Here is a 26,344-nt window from a genome sequence, read left to right on the forward strand (position 1 = left end):
ACGACGTCATGGGAGCGCCCGTTGATGAGTGAAATCACCCTGCTGAGCGAAGCCGATCTGCGCGCCTGTGTGGCGCTTGATCTGCCCAGTATCGAAGCCGTCGAGCAGGCCTTCGTGCTGCTGGCCACCGCCGCCGTGGCGATGCCACCCATCCTGCGTCTGGACATCCCCGAGCACAACGGCGAAGTGGACGTGAAGACCGCCTACCTGCCGGGGCTGGAGCGCTTTGCGATCAAGGTCAGCCCGGGCTTTTTCGACAACCCGAAACTCGGCCTGCCCAGCCTCAACGGCATGATGATGTTGTTGTCGGCGCGCACCGGTCTGCTGGATGCCTTGTTGCTGGATAACGGTTACCTGACGGCGGTACGTACGGCCGCTGCCGGGGCGGTGGCGGCGCGGGCATTGTCGCGATCGGACAGCCGCAGCGTGGCGCTGATCGGCGCTGGCGAGCAAGCTGCGTTGCAGTTGCAGGCCCTGCGCCTGGTGCGCCTCATCGACAACGTGCGGGTGTGGGCGCGCGACTTGGCCAAGGCGCAGGCCTTCAGCGTGGAATTGACCCGTGACACCGGTCTGGCGGTCAAGCCCTGCGCCACCCTCGACGAAGCCATGGTCGAGGTGGATATCGCCATCACCTGCACGCCAAGTCGCGAGCCGTTGATCGATGTGCGCCATCTGCATCCCGGTCTGCACATCACCGCCATGGGCTCGGATGCCGAGCACAAGAACGAAATCTCCCCACAGGTGCTGGCACAGGTCGACCGCTACGTGGCCGATCGACTGAGCCAGACCCGCATCCTCGGCGAGTTGCATCACGCCCTCGCGGCGGGCGTCGTCAGCGACGAGTCGAACTTCGCCGAATTGGGCCAGGTGCTGGCCGGTCAACGTCCCGGTCGCACGGACGCCTCGCAGGTCACCTTGTGCGACCTCACCGGTACCGGCGCCCAGGATACCGCCATGGCCAATCTCGCGTTCGAGCGAGCGCGCTCGGCGGGCAAGGGCGTCCAGTTCGGCAGCTAAGGGTTTTTTGTCCGCGCGTCATTTACCCCGCTTCATCTACAAGAGGGCAGGTGCATGTCTCAGATAGTCGTCAATCTCCCGTTCAGCCGGGAGGAATACGCCCAGCGGCTGGCCAAGGTGCGAATGGCCATGCAGGCCCAGGGCATCGAGCTGTTGCTGGTCACCGATCCGTCGAACATGGCGTGGCTGACCGGCTACGATGGTTGGTCGTTTTATGTTCACCAGTGCGTGCTGCTGGCGATGGATGGCGAGCCGGTCTGGTTCGGCCGCGGCCAGGACGCCAACGGCGCCAGGCGCACGGTGTTCATGCAGCAGGACAACATCGTCGGTTACCCGGACATCTACGTGCAGTCCCGGGAGCGGCATCCCATGTACTACCTGTCGCGGGAAGTGATCGCTGCCCGTGGTTGGGACGCGCTGACCATCGGCGTCGAAATGGATAACTACTATTTCAGCGCCGCAGCCTTCCTGTCGTTGCAGAAACATCTGCCCAAGGCCCGGCTGATCGATGCGGCCGGGTTGGTGAACTGGCAGCGGGCAGTCAAGTCGCCGCAGGAAATCGCCTACATGCGCATTGCCGCACGCATCGTGGAAAACATGCACGGGCGGATCCTGGAACGGATCGAACCGGGCCTGCGCAAGAACGAATTGGTGGCCGAAATCTACAGCAGCGGCATCCAGGGTGCCGATGGCCATGGCGGTGATTACCCAGCCATCGTGCCCTTGTTGCCGACCGGTGCCGACGCCAGTGCGCCGCACCTGACCTGGGATGATTCGCCGTTCGAAAAGGGCGCGGGGACCTTCTTCGAGATTGCCGGTTGCTACAAGCGTTACCACTGCCCGCTGTCGCGCACGGTATTCCTGGGCAAGCCGCCGCAGCATTTTCTCGAGGGTGAGAAAGCCGTGGTCGAAGGCATCGCCGCCGGCCTGGAAGCGGCCAAGCCGGGCAACACCACCGGTGATATCGCCGTAGCGTTCTTCAAGGTGCTGGAGAAATTCGGCATCCACAAGGACAGCCGTTGTGGCTACCCGATCGGTATCAGTTATCCGCCGGATTGGGGCGAGCGCACCATGAGCCTGCGTCCTGGCGACACCAGCGTGTTGCAACCGGGCATGACCTTCCACTTCATGCCGGGCCTGTGGATGGACGATTGGGGCCTGGAAATCACCGAAAGTATTCTGATCACCGACACGGGGGTCGAAACCCTGTGCAACGTGCCACGCCAACTGTTCGTGAAGGATTGAGCCAATGAGCGATCTGCCTGCCAACCCGATCAGCGCCACGGTGGATTTGTGCCGTGAAGGCGTGCAGCACGGGTTTCTCAAGTTGCCGTATTCGCGGGATGATTCGGCCTGGGGCGCGGTCATGATTCCGATCACGGTGATCGCGCGGGGGGAGGGGCCGACGGCCCTGCTCACCGGTGGCAACCACGGTGACGAATACGAAGGTCCGGTGGCCCTGAGCAAGCTGGCTCAGGGCCTGGCGGCCGCCGAGGTCAGCGGGCGAGTCATCATCATTCCGTTCATGAACACCCCGGCGTTCCGTGCCGGGCGACGCACGTCGCCCATCGACAGGGGCAACCTCAACCGCAGTTTTCCCGGCAGGCCGGACGGCACGGTGACCGAGAAGATCGCCGACTATTTCACCCGCACTTTGCTGCCTCTGGCGGACTTCGTGCTGGACATTCACTCCGGCGGGCGCACCCTGGATTTCCTGCCATTCGCCGCCTGCCATGTGCTGCCGGACAAACACCAGCAGGCGCGATGTGAGGCGGGCATGCGCGCGTTCAATGCGCCATACAGCATGCGGATGCTGGAGCTGGATGCCGGGGCGATGTACGACACGGCTGCCGAGTCTCAGGGCAAGGTCTTCGTCACCACGGAACTGGGCGGTGGCGGTTCCTCCACCGCGCGCAGTGTGGCGATTGCCGAGCGCGGCGTGCGTAACGTGCTGGTGCATGCGGGGATTCTTCAGGGCGAGGTGCAGAGGGGGCCGTCGGTCATGCTCGACATGCCGGACGGTGATTGCTTCATCGCCAGCGAACATGACGGCCTGCTGGAAATGTGTCGCGACCTGGGCGACAGCGTGGACAAGGGCGAAGTCATCGCCCGGGTCCACGACGCCACCCGCAGCGGCGTGGCCCCGGTGGAGTATCGTGCTGCACGCGGCGGCCTGCTGGCGGCGCGGCATTTTCCGGGGTTGGTGCAGTGTGGCGATACCCTTGCCGTGATCGCGGACATACTGGAGTAATACACTGCCACTGGGTTGATTTCCTCAGGGGTTGCCATTCACTCAGGAGCTTCTTGGCACATGCACAAACTCGATCGCTATGACCTGAAAATCCTGCGGATCCTCGCTGGCGACGGGCGTATCACCAAGTCGAGCCTGGCCGAGGCGATCAACCTGTCGGTTACCCCGGCCTGGGAGCGCGTGCGCAAGCTCGAAACCCTCGGCCTGATCAAGGGTTACCGCGCGCAGATCGATTGGGGCGCGGTGTTCAAGAGCCAGCAAGTGCTGGTGGAAATCACCCTGGCCCGACACACTGCGCAGGACATGCGGCGCTTCGAACAGCGGATGAACGACGCGCCGGAGGTGGCGTTCTGTTACGCCACCGGTGGCGGGGTGGATTACATGGCGATGATCCAGGCGCCTGACATTGATCACTACCAGCGATTCATCGATCAGTTGCTGCTCGATGACCTGGGGATCGAGCGGTACTTCACCTACATCGTCACCAAGACCATCAAGACGGCCGGCGCCTTGCCTGCGGAGTTGTCTCAGGACTACTGAAACCTGCAACACCCCCGATCAAACTGTGCGAGCGAGCCTGCAGGGTGGGGGGTAGCCTCGCCGCAAAAACTTCCGAATGACCCCGCTCAATCAGAAAAAACCACCTGTATACCCCCCTGCAAACCGCAATTCCCCGACGCCTCGCTGCCCTAGCATGAACTCCACGCACACGGTTCGGAGTGAATGCCATGACCTACAAACATCCCCTGCTGTTCAAAGCCCTCTGCTACGTCGATGGCCATTGGTTGCACAGCGACAGTGGCAACAGCATCGCCGTGCACAACCCTGCTGATCAGAAACTGATCGGCCATGTGCCGATGCTCGATCAACCGCAGATCGTCGCCGCCGTGGATGCCGCGCACCGGGCATTTGCCGATTGGCGTGAGCAGAGCCTGGAGACTCGCGGGGCGATTCTTCGGCGCTGGGCGGCGTTGATCCTGGAACATCAGGAAGACCTGGCGCGGATTCTCAGCCTGGAGCAGGGCAAGTCCCTGGCCGAATCCCGGGGTGAAATCGCCTACGCCGCGAGCTTCATTCCATGGTTCGCCGAAGAAGCCCGGCGCCTCTATGGACAGAACATTCCCAGCCATATTCCCGGCGCTCATCTGGGTACGGTCAAGGAACCGGTCGGCGTTTGTGCACTGCTGACACCGTGGAATTTCCCCTCGGCGATGATCACCCGCAAAGCCGCGGCTGCATTGGCTGCCGGTTGCACCGTGGTCGTCAAGCCGGCCCACGAAACCCCGTACTCGGCATTCGCCCTGGCGCAACTCGCGGAAGAGGCCGGGTTCCCCGCCGGGGTCTTCAACGTGGTGTTGGGTGAGCCACAGATGGCCATGCAAACCCTGGTGCAGGACACCCGCGTGCGCTCGGTGAGCTTCACCGGTTCCACCCGCGTCGGCAAGTTGGTCTTGCAAGCGGCTGCTCATGACGTGAAGAAAGTCTCGCTGGAACTGGGGGGCAACGCGCCATTCATTGTCTGCGCCGATGCCGATCTGCAACGGGCGGTGAAAGTCGCGGTGGCCGCCAAGTTCCAGACTTCCGGCCAGGATTGCTGCGCCGCCAACCGGATCATGGTCGAGCGTTCGGTCTATCCGGCGTTTCTCGAGCGCTTTGCCGAGGCTGTGCGTGAGCTACGGGTCGGTCCGGCGATGATCGGCGAGCGGGAACAACAGGTGGAGGTGGGTCCGTTGATGCACCAGGCCGCCTTCGATGTGACTGCCGAGCGCGTGGCCGATGCGTTGCAACAGGGTGCGCAACGGCTGGTGGGCGGCGAAGCCCATGCCCTCGGCGGCTTGTTCTACCAGCCCACGGTGCTGGCCGACGTCACGCCGCAAATGCGCATTTACCGTGAAGAGAACTTCGCGCCGATTGCCGGGGTGATGCCGTTCGACACCCTCGACCAGGCCATCGAGATGGCCAACGACACCGAGTACGGTCTGGCGGCCTACGTTTGCTCGAATCGCCTGGATCTGATCTACCCGCTGATCCGTCGACTCGACCACGCCATGGTCGCGGTCAACGGCGTCAAGTTCACTGGCCATCCGATCCCGTTCGGTGGCATGAAAGCCTCGGGGCTGGGCCGTGAAGGCGGCACCGAGGGCTTCGAAGCCTTTGTCGAAACCAAATACTTTTGCTTGCACCATCAAGGCCAGTTCTAAGGCCCGTTCCCAGGAGATCGCCATGAACCAAGAATTCGACCCGCTGTTCGAACAAGACCGTGCCCACTTCATGCACCCCTCCACCCACGCCCACGACCATGCCAGCGGTGCGCTCAAGGGGCGCATCATCACGGGTGCTTCGGGCATCCGCATACGCGACCACGAAGGTCGCGAATTGATCGACGCCTTTGCCGGCCTGTATTGCGTCAACATCGGCTACGGCCGCACCGAAGTGGCGGACGCCATCTACAAGCAGGCCAAGGAGTTGGCGTACTACCACACCTACGTTGGCCACTCGACCGAGGCGATCATCGAACTGTCGAGCCGCATCATCGACTGGGCGCCGGAAGGGATGAAAAAGGTCTATTACGGCCTCTCCGGTTCCGACGCCAACGAAACCCAGATCAAACTGGTGCGTTACTACAACAACGTGCGAGGTCGGCCGCAGAAGAAGAAAATCATCTCTCGTGACCGTGGTTATCACGGCTCGGGCATCATGACCGGCAGCCTGACCGGCCTGCCGAGCTTTCATCAGCATTTCGACCTGCCGGCCGAGGGCATCAAGCACACCGTGTGCCCACACTGGTACCGCAAGGCACCCACCGGCATGGATGAAGCGGCCTTCGTGCGTTATTGCGCCGACGAGCTGGAAAAGATGATTCTGGCCGAAGGCCCGGACACCGTGGCCGCGTTCATCGGCGAGCCATTGATGGGCACCGGTGGCATCATCGTTCCTCCGGCTGGCTACTGGGCGGCCATTCAGGCGGTGCTGAACAAATACGACGTGCTGCTGATCGCCGACGAAGTGGTCTGCGCCTTCGGTCGCCTGGGGGCGAAGATGGGCAGCCAGCGTTATGGCATGCGTCCGGACCTGATCACCACGGCCAAAGGCCTGACCAGCGCCTATGCGCCGCTTTCGGCGGTGATCGTCGGCGAAAAAGTCTGGGATGTGATCGAGAAAGCCTCCGAGTCCCACGGCCCGATGGGGCATGGCTGGACCTACTCCGGGCATCCGATTTGTGCGGCGGCGGCCCTGGCCAACCTCGACATCCTGGAGCGGGAAAACCTCACGGCCAACGCCGACAAGGTGGGTGCCTATCTCAACCGGCGGATGCGCGAAACCCTGGAAGGTCATCCGTTGGTGGGTGAAGTGCGCGGCGACGGCATGCTCGTGGCCGTCGAATTCATGGCCGACCGTGAGCAGCGCACGCCCTTCGATGCGGCCTTGAAGGTCGGCCCGAAAGTCTCGGCAGCCTGCCTTGAGCACGGCATGATCGCCCGGGCTATGCCCCATGGCGACATCCTCGGCTTCGCCCCGCCATTGATTCTCACCGAGGCTGAAGCGGACTTGATTGTGAACATCACCAAGGGTGCCGTTGATCAAGTGGCCAATGAGCTGTTGGGCTAAATCCTAGGGTGAACATACAAACCCGCCCATTCAGTGATGGGCGGGTTTTTTTCGCGCGTCGAGATAAGGGGGCGGGGAGATGATGTGGGTGCTATAGGTTTCGACGAGATTCACAATTTTGTGCGCTTCCTGCTGGAAGGACCTGCTTTTAGTAGCGTCTTGCTCAATGGGACGAAACATACACCGGTGAGCCAGTGGGGGCGGGCAGTGCATAGGTTGCCTTCATCCAGTCGATCTCGGCCTGGGGCGTACGGCCGAAGAAGCGCTTGAACTCGCGGCTGAACTGCGAGGGGCTCTCGTAGCCGACGCTGAAGGCGGCTGTCGATGCGCTCAGGGCGTCGTGCAACATCAGCAGGCGTGCCTGGTGCAGGCGGGCAGACTTCAGGTACTGCATGGGCGAAGTGTTGGTCACGCTACGAAAGTGCCGATGGAAACTGGGCACGCTCATGCTGGCCTCGCGGGCCAACGACTCTACGTCCAGATGCTCCCGGTAGCGGCTGTGAATGGTGCGCAGGGCGCGGGTCACCTTGGCGAAATGGCCGTGCCGACCCAACGCCGCCCGCAGCGAGCCGCCCTGCGCGCCAGAGAGGATGCGGTAGTAGATTTCACGCACCAGCGCCGGGCCGAGGATCTGTGCGTCGCTGGCGACGGTCATGGCTTCAAGAAAGCGCAGTGTCGTGGCCTGCAGCGCATCGTCCATGGGAGAGGCGTACATGCCCTGCGGCGGTTCGCTGCTGCTGCCCAGCAGTTCATCCACTTGCAGGGTCAGCTCGCTGGCCAGCTGCAGGTCCAGGCGTATGTAGATGGCCAGCATCGGCTCGCGTTCGCTGGCATCGGTTTCCATGGTGAAGGGCACGGGAACCGACACCACCAGGTAGTGCCGAGCGTCGTACACATATACCTGGTCACCCAGGTAGCCGCGCTTGCAGCCTTGGCAGAGGATGACGATGCCGGGCTCGTAGAGCACCGGCACATGGCTCAGCGGCCGGTTCGAGCGCAGGAAGCGCACGTCTTGCAGTGCGCTGAGGTTATAGCCTTCCACTGGCGCGAGCTGCGTTAGCAACTGCACCATGCGCGCGCTGCGGGTGTCGGTCTGTGTCACTGCCCGGTCCTCTGCCTGGCGCTCAACCATCGGTCGAGCAGGTCAGGTCTTGCCATTGATCGATCTCCTTGCTCATGCGCTGCAGCTTGTCGCGCACCAGGCCCAGTGCGTCGCTGCCCAGCAACAGGTGGTCGGGCGGGCTGGGGCTGGCGATGACCTGCAGGATCGCCTGGGCGGCCTTGCGCGGATCGCCCAGCTGCTTGCCGCTTTTGTCCTGGCGCGCCTTGCGAATCGGGTCGAAGCTCTGGTCATAGTCGGCGATGCTGCGCGGCGAACGCTGCATGGAGCGACCGGCCCAGTCGGTACGGAACGAGCCCGGCGCCACTGCGGTAACGGCGATGCCAAACGGGCGAAGTTCCTGGCTCAGGGTATCGGAAATGCCTTCCAGAGCGAACTTGCTGGAGCAATAGTAGGCGATGCCCGGCATCGTGATGGTGCCGCCCATGGAGGTGATGTTGATGATGTGCCCGGCCCGGCGCTCTCGAAAATACGGCACGAAGGCCTTGGTGATGGCCACGGCGCCAAACACGTTGACCTCGAACTGGCGGCGCATCTCCTCCAGTGGCGATTCCTCGAAGATGCCTTCGTGGCCGTAGCCTGCGTTGTTCACCAACACATCGATGGGGCCGTGAAGCGCCTGCACCTGTGCAACCACCGCGTCTATGCGGGCGAAGTCGGTGACATCGAGGATCACCGCGTGAGCGCGTTCGCTGTCCAGGGTCTGAAATGCCGTCAGTGCGCCGTCGTTGCGCACGGTGCCGATGACGCGATGGCCTGCAGCAAGCGCGGCCTGGGCCAGGGCACTGCCAAAACCACTGCTGACGCCGGTAATAAAGAGAGTCTTGCTGTCACTCATGATCGCGATCCTGTGTGTGGAGTACGCGAGCATGCTAGGTGGATTGGCTGATCGTCCCTATGCCGGGGGCTCTTGAAACCTTGCCCATTTCTATCAGAAGCGAGCGTGGTCATCCTGCGAGGGATGCTGCAGGCAAAGAAAAGCCCGCTGGGGAGGGCGGGCGAAGTATTTCACGGATGTAGGGTGACTGTGCCAGCCGCGACGTGAAAATGTCGTGAACGGGGTGTCAAAAAATGCGTACGACGGGCAGAAAACCAGTTTTGGGAAAGCCCCTACTGCCAATGGCTATTTGGATGGCATGCATCGCTAAAGCGTCCCTGGAGAATCCTTTCTCGGTCAATGTCGATCAGCGTGTAGAGGAACGATTCCGTGTGCTTTCACAAAACCAGAACTATCGGGGCGCTTCTGGCGCTCCTGGCGCTGCAGGGTTGCGCCAGCATCATCAGTGACTCCAAGTATCCGGTGACTGTCACGAGCAGCCCGGCGGGTGCGAATTTCGAGGTCATCAACAAATCAGGGGTGGTCGTTCATCGCGGCAGCACCCCTGGGGTCGTGACACTGATGTCGGGGGAGGGATATTTTCGCGGCCAAACCTACACGTTGCGTTTCATGAGGGAGGGGTACCCGGATCGACAGGTCGAACTCGACTCGAGTGTGGACGGTTGGTACTGGGCGAACATCTTGTTTGGCGGTGTTATCGGCATGCTGATCGTCGATCCGCTGACCGGTGCGATGTACAAGTTGCCGGACGAGGTCTCAGCTGACCTTGGGCAGCCGGTGGCGGAGGCGATGCAGGGCGCGCTTCGGATCGTCTCGATCAATGACCTTGATCCCGCGCAACGCGCCGAGCTTGTTGCCCTTCAATAAGGGGAGATTGGGCGGGGTGCAGGGAAGGTCGCATGCCCTGCACCCACGTTGCGCTGTCAGAAGCCAGGCGCGATCTGCCCTTTGTAGCGGGTCAGGATGAATTGACGCACTTCAGGGGAGTTCAGCGCCTTGGCCAGTTTCTGGATGCCGGGATCCTGCAGATTGTCCGGACGCGCCACGAGGTATTCCACGTACAGATCCTTGCCTTTTTCGACGATCAGCGCGCTGCTGGTATCGATACCTGCCTCCAGCGCGTAGTTGGCGAACACGAATGCCAGGTCCACCTGTTTCACCGAGCGCGCCAGCATTGCCCCTTCCAGCTCACGGATCTTCAACTTGTGCGGGTTGGCGACGATGTCGCGCTGGGTCGACTGTGGGTTGCTGGGGTCCTTGAGTTCAATCAGCCCGGCCTCGGCCAGCAGTACCAGGGCACGACCGGTGTTCACCGGGTCATTGGGAATGGCCACGCTGGCACCGTCCGGCAGCTCCGCGAGGCTCTTGTACTTGGCCGAATAAGCACCGAACGGCTCGATGTGCACACCGACCACCGGGACCAGGTCGGTGTGTCGAGTCTTGTTGAAGTCGGCGAGGAAGGGACGGTACTGGTAGTAGTTGGCGTCCAGGTTCTTCTGCGCAAGCTGCAGGTTGGGCTGGATGAAGTCATTGAACACCTTGATGTCCAGGTCGACACCTTCCTTGGCCAGTACCGGTTTTACGAACTCGAGGATCTCGGCGTGGGGAACGGGGGTGGCACCGACGACCAGGTGCTCGTTGGCCTGCACGTTGAGGGCGATGACCGCAGCCAGGGTGGCGAGGATTTTTTTCATGGGAATGCTCCGAAAAAGGTCGGGAATCAGCGTCGGGTGAAATGTCTGACGAGGCGATCGCCACTCATCTGCAACGCCTGCACCAGCAGGATCAACAGCAGTACGGTGACGACCATCACATCGGTCTGGAAGCGTTGGTAACCAAAACGGATGGCCAGGTCGCCCAGGCCGCCGCCACCGATCACACCGGCCATTGCCGTGTAGTCGACCAGCACGATGGCGGTGACGGTGACGGCAGCGATCAGCCCGGTACGGGCTTCGGGCAGCAGGGTGTGGCGGATGATCTGCCAGGTGCTGCCACCCATGGCCTGGGTGGCCTCGACCACGCCACGGTCGACTTCGCGCAGGGCGGTCTCCACCAGGCGCGCGAAGAACGGCGTACAGCCCACCACCAGTGGTGGAATGGTGCCGCGCACACCGAGTGAGGTGCCGACAACCAAGGTGGTCAGGGGTATCAGCACGATCAGCAGAATGATGAATGGCAACGAGCGCAGCACGTTGACCACGGCCGACATGGCCCGATAGGCCGGCGCATTGGCCAGCAGTTGGCGTTGCCCGGTGAGAAACAGCAGCACCCCCAACGGCAGCCCCAGCGCTACGGTGAAGCCCAGCGCGGCGCCAAGCATGCTCAGGGTCTCGAGGCAGGCGAGGCCGATTTCACTCCAGTCCAGATTGGCCAACAGTGCATTCATCGCCCACGCTCCTGGCGCAACGCGGCCACCGGATGGGGCGCACGCAGGCGATCACCTTGGCCGAACAGCTTGTTGCGCAGGCTGCCTTCGGCGTACTCGCGCTTGAACAGGCCGCGAGCCTGTAGTTCCGGAACCAACAGATCGACCACGGCAACGAAGGTTTCCGGCACGGCCACGCTGGACAGGTTGAAGCCATCCACGTCGGTGTCTTCGACCCAGGCTTGCAACTGATCGGCGACGGTCGAGGGCGATCCGACCAGCAGCGGGCCGTCGCCACCCAGGCAGCAGTATTCGGCGATCTCGGCAACGGTCCAGGTCCGCGTCGGGTCGGCGCGGGTGAAGCCCTCGACCACCGACTGGATGGCTTCGCTGGGCACCTCGCGAAGAATCTGGTCGGGGCTGTAGGCAGCGAAATCGATGCCGGTCCAGCCCGACATCAGCGAGAGCGAGCCGCTGGCACTGGCGTACTCGCGGTACTCGCGCAGACGGGCCTGCGCGGCCTCGTCGGTTTCAGCGACGATCACCGTGAGCTGTTCGAGGATCAGGATATCGGAGCCCTTGCGCCCGGCGGCGACGGCTGCGGCACGTAGATCGGCCACCTGCTTCTTCAGCACTGTCTTGCTCGGTGCGGCAACGAACACGCATTCGGCGTTGGCTGCGGCAAAGGCCCGCCCTCGGCTGGATGCCCCGGCCTGGTAGAGCACCGGCGTGCGCTGTGGCGACGGGGCGCTGAGGTGGAAACCCGGGACCTTGAAGTAGGTGCCGTCATGCTCGATGCCGTGGACTCTGCTCGGGTCGGTGTAGACACCGCTGGTACGATCGGCGCGCACGGCATCCTCTTCCCAGCTGGTTTCCCAAAGCTTGTAGCAGACCTGCAGGTATTCCTCGGCCAGCGCGTAGCGCTGGTCATGGCTCAGTTGTTCGGGCTGGCCAAGGTTGCGTGCCCCGCTGGACAGGTAGGAGGTCACGATATTCCAGCCGGCACGGCCCTGGGTCAGGTGATCGAGGGTGCTCATGCGCCGGGCGAAGGGAAAGGGATGCTCGAACGACACCGAGGCGGTGACGCCAAACCCCAGGTGGCACGTGGCTGCGGCCATCGCCGGTACCAATTGCAGCGGGTCGTTCAACGGTACCTGGGCGCCGCTGCGCAGCGCTTCGTCGGCATTGCCGCCGTAGACGTCATAGACACCCAGCACATCGGCGAGGAACAGGCCGTCGATACAGCCGCGCTCGAGGGTCTGGGCCAGTTCGATCCAGTAGTGGATATCGGTGTAACGCGTCGCCTGGTCGCGCGGATGGCGCCACAGCCCAGGCGACAGATGCCCGACCGTGTTCATGGCGAAGGCATTGAGACGGATCTGCTTGGTCATGGCGCGGCCTCAGTTCCAGTCGTGGCGCGTGGGACGGATACCGTTCAGGGCCCAGTTGCCGACCAAGTGGTACTTCCAGCGCACGGGATCGTGCAGGGTATGCACCCGGGCATTGCGCCAGTGCCGGTCAAAGTTGTGCTGCAGCAACGAGGAGCGGGTCCCGCCCAGTTCGAACAGGCGATTGCTGACCTCGATCGACACCTCCGTGGTCAGCACCTTGGCCTTGGCCACCGCCACCGAGGCAGCGGCGACGTTGTCTTCGTTCGGCGCAGGCTTGGCGGCGTCCAGCACCTTGCCGGCGCGCTCGAGCAGGGCCTCGGCGGCCTCCTGGCGGATCTCCAGGGAGCCGATCTGAATGATGGTGAGCGGATCCTCGCTGGCCTTTTCAACACCGGCATCGATCCACGGACGGGCATGGTCGCGTACGAAGGCAATGGTGTCGTCCAGCGCCGCGCGGCCGATACCGGCGTCAATCGCCGCAGTGGTCAGTTGGGCGAAGGGTCCGGCGAGGGTAGGGTGCTCGTAGGAGCGGTAGCTGGGGAACAGGTTGAATGCGGGCACGCGCAATCCGTCCAGCAGCACGGTGCCGCTGGAGGTGGTGCGCTGGCCCATGCTGTTCCAGTCGTCGACGACCACCAGCCCAGGAGTGCCACGTGGCACAAAGGCCAATTGCGCCCGGTCCAGTTCGTCCAGGGCCAGGACGCCGATCCAGTGGGCATAGAGCGAGCCGGTGCAGTAGCCCTTGCGGCCGTCGATGCGGTAGCCGTCGGCTTCGGCAACCAGGCGGGTACGGATATCCTGGACGGTCTTGCCACCGGTTTCCGACAGTGCATTGGCAAAACGATGGCCTTTGAGCACCAAGTCGAAGAAGAAGCGCCGCTGCTCTTCGGTGCCTTGCAGGCGGATGTCTTCTAGCAGGCAGTAGTGGTTTTGTGGAATCTGGCCAAGCGAAGGGTCGGCGGCCGAGACGATGGCGATCACCTGCGCCAGGGTGGCGAAGGACACTTCGGCACCCCCGTAGGCACGTGGCACGGTGATGCCCCACAGACCGCTGTTGGAATAGGCATCGACCACATCGGCAGGGACTTCTCGGCGTCGGTCACGCTCGGCAGCGCCTTCGCGCAGCAGCGCGGCGATCTGGTGGGCAACGGTGATGGCTTCGGCATCGTCGCGGATGACATGGGCATCCGGCTGGCGGATGTCGTAGGAGGCTGAGACGGCAGGCGTGGACATGGGTTCCTCGGGAAACTGTGCGTGTACACAGCTCACCGGAGCAGAAACCGTGCCAGTGGCTTTATTTCAATAAAATCAGTGGCTTGAATTTGTTTTTTACAGGAGGTGTCGCCCTTTGGGCAATCAACTGTTGGCCAGGTGTTGCTGGTCGGACAGTTGCCAGGGAAACATGTCGCCGTACATGCCGACCCGCGTTGCAGCCTCGCTTGCCTACAACATCCATTCCCTCGGGTCTGTGTAAGGGTTATGTAAAAAACCGTTTAAGAATTGTGAACAACTGTATTCTGAAACGACCTACACCATTGGCCAGACCCATGAACCAACTTCCGTCGCAGTCAGAGGCTGCACGCGGGGCGTTCTCCAGCTTTGAGGCGTGTCGCAATACCCAGAAAGGCCCTGTGGTGATCCTGGCGTCAGGTGCGTCAGCGAAAGATTTTCCGCTCGAAGATTTTGCCAGCGTCCCGATCATCGCCATGAATGGCTCCATTTCGATGCTGGTGGGCACGGATGTGCGTCCGTTCTTCTACATTTGCACCGACAAAGATTTCTGCAACCAGCAACCCGAGCTTTTTGCCACGGCATTGCACAGCAGTCCGCGGCTGGCGCTGTGGCCGGAGCAGTTCGATCTGTTCGACCTGCCTGAGGACACCGAGCGCTACCCGCTGCTCAAGGCCCTGGACCCGACGTTCAGCGAATGGCTGGGGCTCGGCGATGGACGCTATGCGCGAAACCGCACGCTGTGGAGCAAGCGGGCGCGTTCGATCGGTTTCAGCAGGAACCTGTCGTACGGGTTCTTCGATGCCCGGACCGTGGCTTTTGTGGCCCTGCAACTGGCCTACCACCTGGGCTTCGATGACGTGCTATTGGTCGGCGTGGATCTGAACCAGTCGGCAGGGCGCTTTTATGAGACCAGCGGCGGCAAGCGTTCGCCCTGCGGCCTCGACCAGCATTGGGAAAGCCGTATCCTGCCGTCACTGACCCTGATGGCGCATCAAGTGGTGGGTGAGCGTTTCCGCGTTCATAACCTCTCGACCCGCTCACGCATCCCCCCGGCATTGATCCCCAGGATCGACCTGCAGCAGGCCCGCACCCTCGCGGCGCGTGCGACGGCCGCGGCGTGAGCATTGCACGTCAAGAAAGCGGATGCAGCCCTAGCACGCGATCGGTAGAGTGCCGGGGTGTCGTCAGCCAGCATCAGGATCTGCCCATGTCCAGCGCTTTCACCCTCATGTCATCGCCAGTCGGCGCCCTGACACTGGTCGCCCGTGGCGAGTGCCTGGCCGCCGTGCTATGGGAAGAGGAGCGTGCCAATCGGGTGCGCCTTGGCGAACTGCACCGTGATGACCAGGTGCCCGTACTGCGGGAAGCTGCCCGTCAGTTAGGCGAGTATTTCGCCGGCCAGCGCCAGCTCTTCGAGCTGCCGCTGGACTTCGATGGCACGGAATTCCAGCGCCAGGTCTGGGCGGCGCTGCTGACCATTCCTTTCGGCCAGACTCGCAGCTACAGCGATATCGCCCGACAGATCGGCAACCCCACGGCAGTGCGTGCGGTAGGGGCAGCCAATGGGCGCAACCCGATCTCGATCATCGCACCCTGCCATCGGGTGATCGGTGCCTCGGGCAGCCTGACAGGCTTTGCTGGCGGCTTGCCGGCAAAGCAGTATCTGCTGGCGCTCGAGGGCAGGCAGAGCCTGTCGCTGTTCTGAGCGCTCAGCTCAGCCACCACGCCAATGCGCACAGCACCAGCGCGAGTACCGAGCCTGCGAACAGGCTGTAGTGCCGCTGCGCCCGTCGGGCATGGCGTTCGACCTCACGCAGGTATTGGCCGGGTGTCGGTGCATCCGGGCGATGGCGCAACCCTTCGGCGATGTCTGCCAGCCTGCCGCGAATCAGCAAGCCAACCAGGTAGTAGCAGGAGGCGTAGCTGGCGAATGCCAGCAGCAGGTACTTCACGGGGATCCTTCCTTGGGTGATACAAAGGGAAAGGATACCCTCAGCCGCTCGCCGTTAACCAGCAAAACTCAGGACGCCGGCCGTGCAGCGAAGCGCTGGCGGAACCAGTCATCGAGCATGGCCTTCTCGGCATACAGGCGATCGCTGCTGCCCACGCGGCCCGGGCGGCTCAGGTACATCTTGTCGCTGACGCGTTCCTCGGCCTTGCGCTCGGGCTGGCCGGGTTGAACGAGGGTGTAGCTGAGGTCGATGGTCGGCCAGGTGATTTCGCGCATGAAACGTACGTTGTAGGCCTGACTGTTCCAGGGTTCGTAGCGGCCTGCCAGATCGATGTCGCGGATGTCGATGTGTACTCGCTGACCAGGCTGAAGGTAGCGCTGGCCAAGTTTTTCCAGGTGCCGGGTGAGTGCCTTCATCACTTCTGGGTCGGCGCCGCGCTCATAGCCGGGGGTGTTCAGGCTGGCATCGCGGAATTTTTCCGGGTGATCGAAGCTGACCTGGACCTGCGCGGGCGGGATGCCTTGTGCCATGCTGTCGTATGCCAGCACCAGCAGTGCAGCGCAGGCGAGGGTAAAGCGCATGATCATCTCCGCGTTAGGATCGTCGTTGTCGCGCCATTCTACGCCTGGTGCCGGCGACACAGCAGAGGAATGATGTAATGGCGCGTTTTCGGCAGCTAGCTGCCAACGACAAAGGGCGCGACTTGGCGGTCGGCGATATCCACGGGCACTTCCAACGCCTGCAGGCCGCGCTCGAGCAGGCGGCATTCGATCCCGAGGTCGATCGGCTGTTCAGTGTCGGTGACCTGGTCGACCGGGGCCCGGCCAGCGAAGAGGCCCTGAACTGGCTGGCGCAACCCTGGTTTCATGCCGTGCAGGGCAATCACGAAGCATTGGCCATCAGCCACTATCGCGGTGGCCGTGTTGATCTGGACATGTACCGTGCGGCTGGCGGGGGCTGGTTTCTCGACTTGCCCAAGGCTGAGCAGGCGCGCTTCGTCGAGCAGTTCGAGCGTCTGCCGGTCGCGCTCGAAGTACAGACTGCACACGGGTTGGTCGGCATGCTGCATGCAGACAGTCCGTTCGCCGACTGGGCTGAGCTGCGCGCCTGCCTGCAGACGAGGGACGACCCTGCCGTGCGCGAGGTCTGCCAATGGTCGCGCCGGCGCCTGAAGAGCGGCGATAGCCAACCCATCCAAGGGCTGCGTGCGCTGCTGGTCGGCCACACCCCGGTGATCACGCACAAGGTATTGGGCAACGTGTGGCACCTGGATACCGGTGGCTGGAGCAGCGGTTTTTTCAGCCTGCTGGATATCGGCACGCTGACGCTGATCAACCAGTGACACATCTGCGACCTTCCCAAAAACGACCACCCACACATTCGGGGTATGTCTGCAGCCAGCCAGACCTCCCATAGTGACCCCATCGGCTCAATCCGGAGCAGTCACACGATGGAGTTGCTATGCGCAAGGCACTGAAGGTGATTGGCGGTCTGCTGCTGGTGTCCTCGACGGCACTGGTGCAGGCAGCGGCAGAGGGGGACAGCAGCAACACGCTCAGGCTGTACAACTGGACTGACTACATCGGTGAAACCACCTTGGCCGACTTCGAAAAGGCCACCGGCATCAAAGTGGTTTACGACACCTTCGATGGCTATGAAACGGTCCAGACCAAACTGCTCACCGGCCGCTCCGGCTACGACCTGGTCATGCTCAATGCGTCGCTGGTACCGCCGCTGATCCAGGCCGGTGTATTCCAGGCCCTGGACAAACAGCAACTGCCCAGTTGGCACAACCTCGACGAGCAGGTGGTCAGCAACCTGCAAGGTTACGACCCTGGCCTGAAGTACTCGGCGCCCTACACCTGGGGCAGCTCCGGCGTTACCTACAACGTCGACAAGATCAAGGCGCGCATGCCCGACGCACCGATCGGCTCGCTGGCCATGTTGTTCGACCCGGCCATTGTTTCGCGCTTCGCCGATTGCGGGGTGACTTTGATGGACGCCCCCACCGAAGTGATTCCACTGGCCCTGCAGTACCTGGGCAAGGATCCGCGCAGCGCCGCACCGGCGGACCTCAAGGCTGCCGAACAGCTGCTGCTGGGCATCCGCCCCTATATCCGCAAGTTCGACTCGGTCAACTACCTGACCAGCCTGCCCAACGGCGACGTGTGCCTGGCCTTGACCTGGTCGGGCGACTACGCCACCGCCCAGGCGCGTGCGGTGGAGGCGAAGAAGGCTATCAAGCTGGCGTTCTTCATTCCCAAGGAAGGCTCGCTGATCTGGTTCGACAACCTCTACATCCCCAAGGACGCGCCGCACGCCAGCAACGCCCATCGCTTCATCGAGTTCCTGCTGCAGCCACAGACCATGGCCAAGGTGACCAACTTCATCCACTACGCCAACAGCAATGCCGCGGCCACCGCCCTGGTAAAGGCCGATATCCGCCAGGACCCGGCGATCTACCCGGACGCCCAGACCCGCGAACGGCTGTTCGCGCAAAAGACCCAGACACCCAAGGACATGCGTGCGATCACGCGGGTCTGGAGCACGGTCAAGACCGGATTCTGAACATTTTCGAACGATCCTCGCCAAGGAGCTGCCCATGGCCACCTCAAACAACGCATTCGCTATCGTCCACGATCCATTGGTGGAAGCCGACAAGGCCCATTACATGCACGGTTACCATATGTTCGACGAGCATCGCGAACAGGGCGCGCTGAACATCACCGAAGGCGAAGGCGCCTATATCCGCGATACCCAAGGCAACCGCTTCCTCGATGCCGTTGGCGGCATGTGGTGCACCAACATTGGCCTGGGGCGCGAGGAAATGGCCTTGGCCATTGCCGACCAGGTGCGCAAGCTTGCCTATTCGAACCCGTTCTCGGACATGGCCAACGACGTGGCCATCGAGCTCTGCCGCAAGCTTGCGCAACTGGCACCGGGCGACCTGGACCATGTCTTCCTCACCACAGGCGGCTCGACTGCCGTGGACACCGCCTACCGACTGATCCAGTACTACCAGAACTGCCGCGGCAAGCCGGGCAAGAAACACATCATCGCCCGCTATAACGCCTACCACGGCTCGACCACCCTGACCATGCAGATCGGCAACAAGGCTGCCGACCGGGTACCTGAATTCGACTATGCCCACGACCTGATCCACCACATCTCCAACCCCAACCCGTACCGCGCTCCGGACAACATGGACGAAGCCGAATTCCTCGACTTTCTGGTCGCCGAGTTCGAAGACAAGATTCTCTCCCTGGGGGCCGACAACGTCGCAGCCTTCTTCGCCGAACCTATCATGGGCTCGGGCGGGGTGATCATCCCGCCCGAGGGGTACTTCGCGCGCATGTGGCAGCTGTGCCAGACCTACGACATCCTGTTCGTCGCCGACGAAGTAGTGACCTCGTTCGGACGCCTGGGCACCTTCTTCGCCAGCGAAGAGCTGTTCGGTGTCACCCCGGATATCATCACCACGGCCAAGGGCCTGACGTCCGCCTACCTGCCACTGGGTGCGTGCATCTTCTCCGAGCGTATCTGGCAGGTGATCGCCGAGCCGGGCAAGGGGCGTTGCTTCACCCACGGGTTCACCTACAGCGGCCATCCAGTGTGCTGTACCGCGGCGCTGAAGAACATCGAGATCATCGAGCGGGAAAGCTTGCTGGAACACGTCAAGGATGTTGGCAGCTACCTGGAACAACGCCTGCAGAGCCTGCGCGATCTGCCGCTGGTAGGCGATGTGCGCTGCATGAAGCTGATGGCCTGCGTCGAGTTCGTCGCCGACAAGGCGAGCAAGGCACTGTTCGACGATGTGATCAATATTGGTGAGCGCATCCACAGCAAAGCCCAGGCCAGGGGTTTGCTGGTGCGGCCGATCATGCACCTGAACGTGATGTCGCCGCCGCTGATCGTCACCCACGCCCAGGTCGACGAGATCGTCGAGACCCTGCGTCAGTGCATCCTCGAAACCGCACGTGAGCTCGCGGCGCAAGGGCTGTACCAGGGGCGATGAGCAGTCTGCAACGGGCTGTGCGTGGGCGTGCCCGGCAGGCTAGACTGCCGGGCATGACCCAGGCCTCCCCCGACACACCGCTCACCTTGACCCTCGGTGCATTGCAGCAATGGCATGCGGCGCTGCAATGCGCATTGGTTCACAGCGAATCGCCCGACGCCCTGCAGCATCTGGCGGCAGCGCTTGGTCATCTGGTTGCGGTCGAATCGATGATGATCAGCCTGGAGAGCCAGGGCCAGGCGCCGCAACTGCTGTACCAGCAAGGGATTCCCCTGGTTCATCGCGATGCCGTGCTGGGTCGTTACTTTGCCGCAGGCTACCTGCTGGATCCCTTTTGCCTGGCAGTGCAGGGTGGCCTGGCCGAGGGGTTTTACCATTTGCAGGACATCGCTCCGGACAACTTCTTCGACAGCGACTACTACAAGACCTATTACCTGGGCACCGGCTGCAGCGAAGACAGCTACTACATCGCCGACCTGTGCGATGGCCGCAAGCTTTCCTTGAGCTTGTTCCAGGGGCGTAGTGGCACGCACCTCAGCCCGCAGCAGATCGACCTGCTTCGCGCGGTCGAGCCGGTGGTGCGCGAACTCCTGGGCCGCTATGCACGGCACAACCTCGAGCCGGGCAAAGTGTCACTGGAGCACGGCAGCCTGCAGGCTGCATTCGACAGCTTCGGTTGCGAGGTGCTGACCGATCGCGAGCGTGAAGTCGCACACATGATCCTGCGTGGCCATTCGGTCAAATCCACTGCGTTGGAGCTGGGTATCTCGCCTGAAACCGTGCGCATGCACCGCAAGAATCTCTATCTGAAGCTTGGCATCAACTCGCAGTCGGAACTTTTCGCTCGGTTCATCGATTGGTTACGCCAAGCTTGAACATGCTTCAACTTTGCCAAGGGCGCCACAGTTTTGAGGGTTTGGGTTTGACATGGATGATGAAGCTATCGCCCGCCCGGGTGACTTTTCTAGCTTCTAGATTAAAAACATCCATGAGTCTCCTGGCGCTTTTCCCATTTGGCGTATTCCAAAGAAATGGTTGTCGTAAGGGCGTTCCAGACTGGGCGGCTTCATTCATGACCTTGAGCGTTTCTTGATTGATGACAGTGTCATGGATGATTATGTTTGGATTTCGGTCAAATTTTTCTCGCTCTGAGACTGCGTCATACTGCAGTTTAGCAACATCGCTGGCAAAGTAATGCTTGTGGCGTGGGTCTTTAAAAATTGCATAAACTATCCATGCCCTGGGGAAATAGTCACTTTGAAATATATCGCCCTCAATGTTTGTGGAGATGAAATTTCCGGATTGGCGAACCTGCGCATTGCCTTTGATCCAGTTCATTCTAATTTGCATGGCAGGGTCGATGTACAGTGAAGAGGTCCAGCTTTGTTGGGTGTTGCTGGGGGCGGGCATCGATGTTGTCGCTGAGATCGCAGCGGGCGGTGTCGGTGCCGGAGGTTCGAGTGATTTCACGTATGTCATGGCATCTTTGGCAGGCCCGAAGTCATTATTAATCCCGCTAATGATATATGCCGCGAGGTCTCTCGGGTCTGGATTCGTTTCCTGGTCGAGCTCCAATATCGCCAATACAACATTGCGGTCGATGTCCCGCAGTTTTTCGGCAAGGGTTTCTATGTGGGCTTCTTCCGGCCACTCCCATATCCGTCCATCACGATCCATGCCCGAGCACGGATTATTCCTGAGCATACGGAACAGATTCAGCCCATCCGCCGTGCCTGCCGGGTCTGCACTCAGCCAGCGTCCAACCCAAGGCTGACAGTACCGATAACCGTAGTAATACAGCCCCGTGGCATCCCGCTCCTTGCCCGAATAACGGAGGGTTTTGTATTTCGCCTCGGTCTGACTTCGTGTTGTCAGCACGGATGTGCCGCCATACGGATAGTATTCCTCTCGACTGATGAGGTTGCCGCTGCCATCTAATTCCAACCCGCTACTGCCCGTGAGGTTGTCGTAGCTGTAACGTATCTGGTCGTTGCCGATGTCGGTCGGTTTACCGATCTCCCAGTGCAGCACTCGAACTTGTGCGCGGCCAGCCTCACCTACGGTGATTACCTGCAAACTCTGCATTTGCGTATCGCCAGACGCACGAACCTTCAGTTCCAGTCCCGAAAGGTACAGTGTGCGATCTATCTGTAGATTGCTGTTTGTCTTTTGTACGCTGACCTTGAGGATGCGCTGGCTGTTCGAGTCATAGCGGTAGTGCTCACAGTCATCAGCGCCGCCCGCGCGTACCACAGGCGTCACCTTCAGCAGTTCGTTACGTGGTGTCCAGGTGAGGCTCTGACCTGGCTGAAGCTGAGTCTGTTGGCCACCGGTCTTGAACAGCGCATCCACGTCTGCGGCCTTGTCGGCCAAGGTGCTCAATACGGCTCGGTTACTGCGGTTGCTTGTGGTGATTTTCGTCGTGTAACCGCTGCCTGTGGCTGGGTCGTGGCGTATCCGCGTCAAGTTGCCAGCGATGTCGTAAGTATAGGTGCGTAGATAACCGGTATAGGCAGAGTCGTCGGGGGAGGGCGGCATAGTAGCGGGTGGGAGAGTGCAGCCCTGCTGGCCGGCGTTGGCCATTTCACGTCCAGTGGCGCTGACCAGTTGGTACAGGCTGTCATAGCGGTAACTATTCTGCGGCTGCACTTTCTGGTTGCGCCAGAAGCGCGTCTGTCCGACGTTGTCGCTGACTTTCAGGACGTTACCCACCGGATCGTACGCATAGCGCAGGTCCTGCAGCATCTTCGCCCCTAGCACATGTCCTTTCGGGCGCTCCGTTCTGATCTCGCTGAGACGCTGCTTATAGGGTTCATGGGAATAAGCGGTCACCACGCCGTTACCGTGCTCCTCGCGCCGCTTCTGTCCCGCAGCCGAGTAAGCCAGTGCTTTCACTATGACCTGCTCGGTGCCGTCTTTCATTGTCAGCCAGCTGCCTGCGAGCAAGCCCGCCACATCGTACGCCACTCGCTGCACATTCCCTTTTGCATCCGTAGTGGCCAATACAGCTGCGCAGGCGTCCGCAGTGGTCAAGGTGGTATGGCGTTCTCCCTCTGCGGCGAGCAGGTCATTCCAGTTGCAGGATGCTTGCCCTTTCCAGTTGGGGGGCATCTGCGCCTCACCCGACTCCTTCAGCAGGCGGCGGGTCAGGGACAGCGCGATGCCGGTGAGTGCCATCTTGTCGGTCTGCACCAGCCCCGCAGTATCGTAGTGACTGATGCATCGTCCGGCCAGGTTCAGGCCTTTCCGCGCCTGCGAATTACTGCCATGGACAAAACGTTCAGTGATACAGGCAGCTTCGCCGCTGACCTGTTCTGTCAGGCTCAGTGGCCGCCCTGGGAGGGTATGGCCCTCATACTGCCAAGTGCGTGTCACCGACTGACTGTTGTCCTGCGTACCGCCGGTGTCGGTGCAGAGGTTACTGACCGTGACGAGTGGGCGTCCAGCCGTGTCGCTCAGGTTAAGGGTGGTGCCGTTATCCGCACCTTGTGTGTACAGGAGCCCACCGTTCAGGTGCCTGAGGTAGATGAAGTTGAACAGCCCGACGTCGTGCAGGCGAGGATCGGTACTGCTCATCAGAGAGCCTTGAGGGGCGTACCGATGGCGGGTAAGACGCTGGTGCTTGATATCTGGGGTGTCGGGGTGGCGGTGGTAGGCGATGTCGCGCACTGGAAGTCCCCGGTTGTCGAGGGCTATGACACTTGGGGTGCCGTCGAATAGCGAAGGCAAAGGGTTCATCGGTGTTCTCCATTCCCTGAGACAGCCAAATGAATGATGAAGGGAACTATAGAGCAGGCTGGCGGCTATGCTCGGCAATTGGTACTGTTACGGACTACATACCACGGTACGAAAATGAGGAGCGAACATGGCCCGTGGCGGCATCGACAAGGCGGCAGTACAGCAGGCACGGCAGGCGCTGATCGCCCGGGGCGAGCATCCGAGTATTGATGCAGTACGTATCGAATTGGGTAACACCGGTTCGAAAACCACCATTCATCGCTACATGCGCGAGCTCGAAGCGCTGCAACCGCTGGCTGACAAGCGTTCACCGGCCCTCAGCGACACGCTGGGGCGTTTCGTAGGCCAACTGGCCGAGCAGTTGCGCGAGGAAGCAGAGGCCCGTATTCGCGACGCGCAGGCGGTGTTCGATGAACAGCGCGGCCAATTGCAGGCGCAGTTGCAGCTTGCCCAGCAAGCACTCGCGGCTGCTCACCAGCAACAACAGATTCAGGCCAGCGCCCTTGCGGCGGAGTCGGAAAAGCTCGAGACAGCGCTGAGCACTCTGCAGGCCGAGCAACTGCGCAGCGCCAGCCTCAACCAATCCCTGGGCGAACTGCGGCTCAGGCTGACTGACAAGGACGAGCAACTGCAGCAGTCGCAAGGGGAATTGCGTCAGTTGCAGCAGGACGCGATCGCCCGCCAGGAAGAACTGACACACCTGCACCGTGAGAATGAGCGCCTGCTGACCGAAAACCGACAGGCCAGCGCCCAGCACAAACAACTCGACGAACAATTGGAGCAGCGCGATGCCCAGGTTCAGGGCTGCGCTCGATCCTGGCCCAGGCGCAGGGGGCGAGCGAGGAGGTACGTCGGCAGTTGGACAGCGAGCGTCAGGCGCTGGTGGGTCAGCGTGACATCTGCGCCGAACATATGCGCCTGATCGAGCGCCTGCAGGATCGTCTGACACTTAGCGAGGCGCGCTGTGCGCAGCTCGAGACCTTCCAGGCAAAGGGCGCGTAGATAAATCAAACTTCGCCAGACCCGCGCTTTCTTCTGTAGACACCGTTACGGAGAACGCACCATGAGCGAACAGAAACGTCCCCACCCTGCGCAAGGGCCTCACTCCTCCGACAAGGCGTCCAGCAAGCAGGACCTGGGTTTTGATCCGGACTCTCCTGACCTGGAGGATCCGCAAGTCGACCCGCAAGGTCCGGCAAAGCCACCTCGCGATCACGAAAAGAAAGGTAAGTAACCGAGTCATGATCCCTCGGGCGTGCGCACGCGGCAGCAAGTGCCGCGCCCGCAAGCCCGAGGGTTCAGCTGTCGAGCTGACGCGCCGCGTCTACGCCGGCACTGGACAACTTGATTGGATAACGCACGCTGATCTGGTGATCGGCATCTACATTGACGCTGCCATCATGGATCAAGCCGGCCTCCTGAAGCGTCTTGAGCATGCCGGCCACGGCCTTTTCGCCGCGGTAGTTGTCCAGTACTTCCTTACCCAGACCTTCAGGGTGGGCATGCAGTAGCCGAGTCAGTACTTCGGCGCGCAGAGCATCATTACTCATATCAAGCCTCTCTGATTACCTGTGGATCACTTGCGGTGCTTGGCCTGAAGCTGTTTGGCATGCTCCAGGTGCTTCTCGAGGGTGGGCAGGGTTTCGCTGGCGAAGGCCTTGAGCTCCGGCTTGTCGGACGATGCGGCTTCCTTCTTGAACAGCTCCACGGCTTTCTCGTGGGCATCGACCTGATTGTTGACATAGGACTTGTCGAACGACTCGTCGCGCCATTCCAGGATCATCTTCTTGACCTTGTCGGTGAGCGCAGCCTCGTCAGGCACGCTGATATCCAGCTTGCGGGCGATATCACCGAGTTTCTGGTTGGCCTGGGTGTGATCGGTGACCATCTGCTGAGCGAAGGTCTTGATCTCGGCGTCCTTGCTCTTTTCCAGCGCCAGGTTGCCGGTTACGACTTCAGCGATACCGGCTTCGGTCGCGGCCTCGACGAAATCGTCGGAGGAAGCGGCCATCACCTGCATCGAGGCAAGGCCCATGGCCATGCACAGACCGGCTCGCTTGAGGAACAGAGTATTCATGTGTCTCTCCTTGTCCGTGGTCGCGACATCGGTGTCGCAGACGGTTGAGCGTCGGTAAGCGGCGAAAGTTTGAAATTTCTCACCGGCGTCATGCTCGGCGGGAGGGGAAGGGGGTTGCAAGTAAATTGTTATAACGTAACATTTACGTGAATCAGCTTGCCTCAGGAAACGCACCGTGATCCGCAGAAACCCTTCCGGCCACCTCCCGCAAATCGCCGAATCGGCCTACATCGACAAGACCGCGATCATCTGCGGCAAGGTCATCATCAAGGACAATGTGTTCGTCGGCCCCTACGCGGTCATACGCGCCGACGAGGTGGACGGCACCGGTGACATGGAGCCGATCGTCATTGGTGCCAACTCCAACATCCAGGATGGCGTGGTCATCCACTCCAAATCCGGCGCGGCGGTGAGTATCGGTGAATACACCTCCATCGCCCACCGCTCCATCGTGCATGGCCCCTGCGTGGTCGGCGATCGGGTGTTCATCGGTTTCAACAGCGTGCTGTTCAATTGCCGCGTGGGTGATGGCAGCGTCGTGCGTCACAACTCGGTGGTCGATGGTCGCGACCTGCCGGAGCGCTTTTACGTACCGCCCACCGAACATATCGGCCCACACACCGATCTTGACCGTTACCCTCCGGTCAGCGTGTCAGCCTCGGAGTTCTCCGAGGATGTCGCCCGCACCAACATCGACCTGGTGCAGGGCTACAAGGCCCTGCAGAACGAGTTCTGAAC

The 26,344-nt window shown here is 61.6% G+C and carries 26 protein-coding genes and 1 pseudogene; 16 read left to right on the forward strand and 11 right to left on the reverse strand.

Annotated elements, in window-relative coordinates; genetic code table 11:
- Positions 1-24 precede the first annotated feature (24 nt).
- The 6 genes from eutC to ACNFHO_RS18225 all read left to right on the forward strand — a co-directional run bounded on the left by eutC (position 25) and on the right by ACNFHO_RS18225 (position 6,877).
- On the forward strand, positions 25-1,017 hold the full coding sequence (gene eutC / locus ACNFHO_RS18200) for an ectoine utilization protein EutC (RefSeq protein ID WP_416767005.1): 993 nt from the start codon (positions 25-27) through the stop codon (positions 1,015-1,017).
- Between the two features lie 54 nt (positions 1,018-1,071).
- Positions 1,072-2,262, forward strand: a complete 1,191-nt coding sequence (gene doeA, locus ACNFHO_RS18205; protein WP_416767006.1) for an ectoine hydrolase DoeA — start codon at positions 1,072-1,074, stop codon at positions 2,260-2,262.
- A gap of 4 nt (positions 2,263-2,266) precedes the next feature.
- Positions 2,267-3,268, forward strand: coding sequence for a N(2)-acetyl-L-2,4-diaminobutanoate deacetylase DoeB (doeB, locus tag ACNFHO_RS18210; protein WP_414155433.1), 1,002 nt, complete (start codon positions 2,267-2,269; stop codon positions 3,266-3,268).
- A 60-nt stretch (positions 3,269-3,328) separates the two neighbouring features.
- Entirely contained in the window at positions 3,329-3,808 is a 480-nt protein-coding gene (locus ACNFHO_RS18215) for an Lrp/AsnC family transcriptional regulator (RefSeq protein WP_065862861.1), read from the forward strand.
- Between the two features lie 188 nt (positions 3,809-3,996).
- Complete coding sequence (locus tag ACNFHO_RS18220) at positions 3,997-5,469, forward strand: NAD-dependent succinate-semialdehyde dehydrogenase (RefSeq protein WP_416767007.1); 1,473 nt, start codon at positions 3,997-3,999, stop codon at positions 5,467-5,469.
- 22 nt (positions 5,470-5,491) lie between these two features.
- Positions 5,492-6,877, forward strand: coding sequence for an aspartate aminotransferase family protein (locus tag ACNFHO_RS18225; protein WP_416767008.1), 1,386 nt, complete (start codon positions 5,492-5,494; stop codon positions 6,875-6,877).
- A 163-nt stretch (positions 6,878-7,040) separates the two neighbouring features.
- On the opposite strand, the gene ACNFHO_RS18230 is transcribed toward ACNFHO_RS18225, so the two are convergent.
- Both ACNFHO_RS18230 and ACNFHO_RS18235 read right to left on the reverse strand, forming a co-directional pair.
- Positions 7,041-7,949, reverse strand: coding sequence for an AraC family transcriptional regulator N-terminal domain-containing protein (locus ACNFHO_RS18230; RefSeq protein ID WP_416767051.1), 909 nt, complete (start codon positions 7,947-7,949; stop codon positions 7,041-7,043).
- A gap of 52 nt (positions 7,950-8,001) precedes the next feature.
- Positions 8,002-8,835 (reverse strand): oxidoreductase, encoded by an 834-nt coding sequence (locus ACNFHO_RS18235; protein WP_153773600.1) that lies wholly within the window; start codon positions 8,833-8,835, stop codon positions 8,002-8,004.
- A gap of 369 nt (positions 8,836-9,204) precedes the next feature.
- Between ACNFHO_RS18235 and ACNFHO_RS18240 the strand changes: the two genes are divergently transcribed.
- Positions 9,205-9,702, forward strand: a complete 498-nt coding sequence (locus tag ACNFHO_RS18240) for a hypothetical protein (protein WP_112898217.1) — start codon at positions 9,205-9,207, stop codon at positions 9,700-9,702.
- A gap of 56 nt (positions 9,703-9,758) precedes the next feature.
- On the opposite strand, the gene ACNFHO_RS18245 is transcribed toward ACNFHO_RS18240, so the two are convergent.
- The 4 genes from ACNFHO_RS18245 to ACNFHO_RS18260 are packed head-to-tail and all read right to left on the reverse strand — an operon-like array spanning position 9,759 to position 13,824.
- Complete coding sequence (locus ACNFHO_RS18245) at positions 9,759-10,529, reverse strand: MetQ/NlpA family ABC transporter substrate-binding protein (protein ID WP_416767009.1); 771 nt, start codon at positions 10,527-10,529, stop codon at positions 9,759-9,761.
- Positions 10,530-10,555: 26 nt separating this feature from the next.
- Positions 10,556-11,221, reverse strand: coding sequence for a methionine ABC transporter permease (locus ACNFHO_RS18250; RefSeq protein ID WP_054891369.1), 666 nt, complete (start codon positions 11,219-11,221; stop codon positions 10,556-10,558).
- A complete protein-coding gene (locus ACNFHO_RS18255; RefSeq protein WP_416767010.1) occupies positions 11,218-12,591 on the reverse strand; it encodes an LLM class flavin-dependent oxidoreductase in 1,374 nt (457 codons plus the stop codon). Before ACNFHO_RS18255 ends, ACNFHO_RS18250 begins: the two co-directional genes overlap by 4 nt.
- A 9-nt stretch (positions 12,592-12,600) precedes the next feature.
- Positions 12,601-13,824 carry an SfnB family sulfur acquisition oxidoreductase gene (locus tag ACNFHO_RS18260; RefSeq protein WP_416767011.1) on the reverse strand — a complete coding sequence of 408 codons (1,224 nt, stop codon included), beginning with the start codon at positions 13,822-13,824 and terminating at the stop codon, positions 12,601-12,603.
- A 314-nt stretch (positions 13,825-14,138) separates the two neighbouring features.
- Between ACNFHO_RS18260 and ACNFHO_RS18265 the strand changes: the two genes are divergently transcribed.
- Positions 14,139-14,945, forward strand: coding sequence for a lipopolysaccharide biosynthesis protein (locus ACNFHO_RS18265; RefSeq protein ID WP_151924719.1), 807 nt, complete (start codon positions 14,139-14,141; stop codon positions 14,943-14,945).
- 86 nt (positions 14,946-15,031) lie between these two features.
- Positions 15,032-15,529, forward strand: a complete 498-nt coding sequence (locus ACNFHO_RS18270; RefSeq protein WP_416767012.1) for a methylated-DNA--[protein]-cysteine S-methyltransferase — start codon at positions 15,032-15,034, stop codon at positions 15,527-15,529.
- 4 nt (positions 15,530-15,533) lie between these two features.
- Here ACNFHO_RS18270 and ACNFHO_RS18275 read toward each other — a convergent pair whose 3' ends face one another.
- Positions 15,534-15,776: a hypothetical protein gene (locus tag ACNFHO_RS18275; protein ID WP_063544858.1), complete on the reverse strand. Its 243-nt coding sequence runs from the start codon at positions 15,774-15,776 to the stop codon at positions 15,534-15,536.
- A 68-nt stretch (positions 15,777-15,844) separates the two neighbouring features.
- Positions 15,845-16,357 carry a DUF3016 domain-containing protein gene (locus tag ACNFHO_RS18280; RefSeq protein WP_416767013.1) on the reverse strand — a complete coding sequence of 171 codons (513 nt, stop codon included), beginning with the start codon at positions 16,355-16,357 and terminating at the stop codon, positions 15,845-15,847.
- A 77-nt stretch (positions 16,358-16,434) separates the two neighbouring features.
- Here ACNFHO_RS18280 and ACNFHO_RS18285 point away from each other — a divergent pair, with 77 nt between their 5' ends.
- From ACNFHO_RS18285 to ACNFHO_RS18300, 4 genes are all read left to right on the forward strand, one after another.
- On the forward strand, positions 16,435-17,118 hold the full coding sequence (locus ACNFHO_RS18285; RefSeq protein WP_416767014.1) for a metallophosphoesterase: 684 nt from the start codon (positions 16,435-16,437) through the stop codon (positions 17,116-17,118).
- Positions 17,119-17,237: 119 nt separating this feature from the next.
- A complete protein-coding gene (locus tag ACNFHO_RS18290) occupies positions 17,238-18,344 on the forward strand; it encodes a polyamine ABC transporter substrate-binding protein (RefSeq protein WP_063544861.1) in 1,107 nt (368 codons plus the stop codon).
- A 34-nt stretch (positions 18,345-18,378) separates the two neighbouring features.
- A complete protein-coding gene (locus tag ACNFHO_RS18295; RefSeq protein WP_416767015.1) occupies positions 18,379-19,791 on the forward strand; it encodes an aminotransferase in 1,413 nt (470 codons plus the stop codon).
- A 53-nt stretch (positions 19,792-19,844) separates the two neighbouring features.
- On the forward strand, positions 19,845-20,666 hold the full coding sequence (locus tag ACNFHO_RS18300) for a helix-turn-helix domain-containing protein (RefSeq protein ID WP_054891378.1): 822 nt from the start codon (positions 19,845-19,847) through the stop codon (positions 20,664-20,666).
- Between the two features lie 7 nt (positions 20,667-20,673).
- Here the strand turns inward: ACNFHO_RS18300 and ACNFHO_RS18305 are convergent, their stop codons facing one another.
- On the reverse strand, positions 20,674-23,529 hold the full coding sequence (locus tag ACNFHO_RS18305) for an RHS repeat-associated core domain-containing protein (protein WP_416767016.1): 2,856 nt from the start codon (positions 23,527-23,529) through the stop codon (positions 20,674-20,676).
- Positions 23,530-23,656: 127 nt separating this feature from the next.
- On the opposite strand from ACNFHO_RS18305, the pseudogene ACNFHO_RS18310 reads away from it, so the two are divergent.
- Positions 23,657-24,531: pseudogene (locus ACNFHO_RS18310) on the forward strand (DNA-binding protein).
- Positions 24,532-24,592: 61 nt separating this feature from the next.
- Positions 24,593-24,763 carry a DUF6021 family protein gene (locus ACNFHO_RS18315; RefSeq protein ID WP_177339335.1) on the forward strand — a complete coding sequence of 57 codons (171 nt, stop codon included), beginning with the start codon at positions 24,593-24,595 and terminating at the stop codon, positions 24,761-24,763.
- A 64-nt stretch (positions 24,764-24,827) separates the two neighbouring features.
- Here ACNFHO_RS18315 and ACNFHO_RS18320 read toward each other — a convergent pair whose 3' ends face one another.
- Together ACNFHO_RS18320 and ACNFHO_RS18325 are read right to left on the reverse strand one after the other, a co-directional pair.
- Positions 24,828-25,079 carry a hypothetical protein gene (locus ACNFHO_RS18320; protein ID WP_054891381.1) on the reverse strand — a complete coding sequence of 84 codons (252 nt, stop codon included), beginning with the start codon at positions 25,077-25,079 and terminating at the stop codon, positions 24,828-24,830.
- A 26-nt stretch (positions 25,080-25,105) separates the two neighbouring features.
- Positions 25,106-25,606: a DUF4142 domain-containing protein gene (locus tag ACNFHO_RS18325; protein WP_416767017.1), complete on the reverse strand. Its 501-nt coding sequence runs from the start codon at positions 25,604-25,606 to the stop codon at positions 25,106-25,108.
- A 175-nt stretch (positions 25,607-25,781) separates the two neighbouring features.
- On the opposite strand from ACNFHO_RS18325, the gene ACNFHO_RS18330 reads away from it, so the two are divergent.
- Positions 25,782-26,342: a carbonate dehydratase gene (locus tag ACNFHO_RS18330; protein WP_153773612.1), complete on the forward strand. Its 561-nt coding sequence runs from the start codon at positions 25,782-25,784 to the stop codon at positions 26,340-26,342.
- The last annotated feature ends 2 nt before the right edge of the window (positions 26,343-26,344 follow it).

Source organism: Pseudomonas sp. NY15374 (assembly GCF_048068255.1).
Classification (GTDB): Bacteria; Pseudomonadota; Gammaproteobacteria; order Pseudomonadales; family Pseudomonadaceae; genus Aquipseudomonas; species Aquipseudomonas machongensis.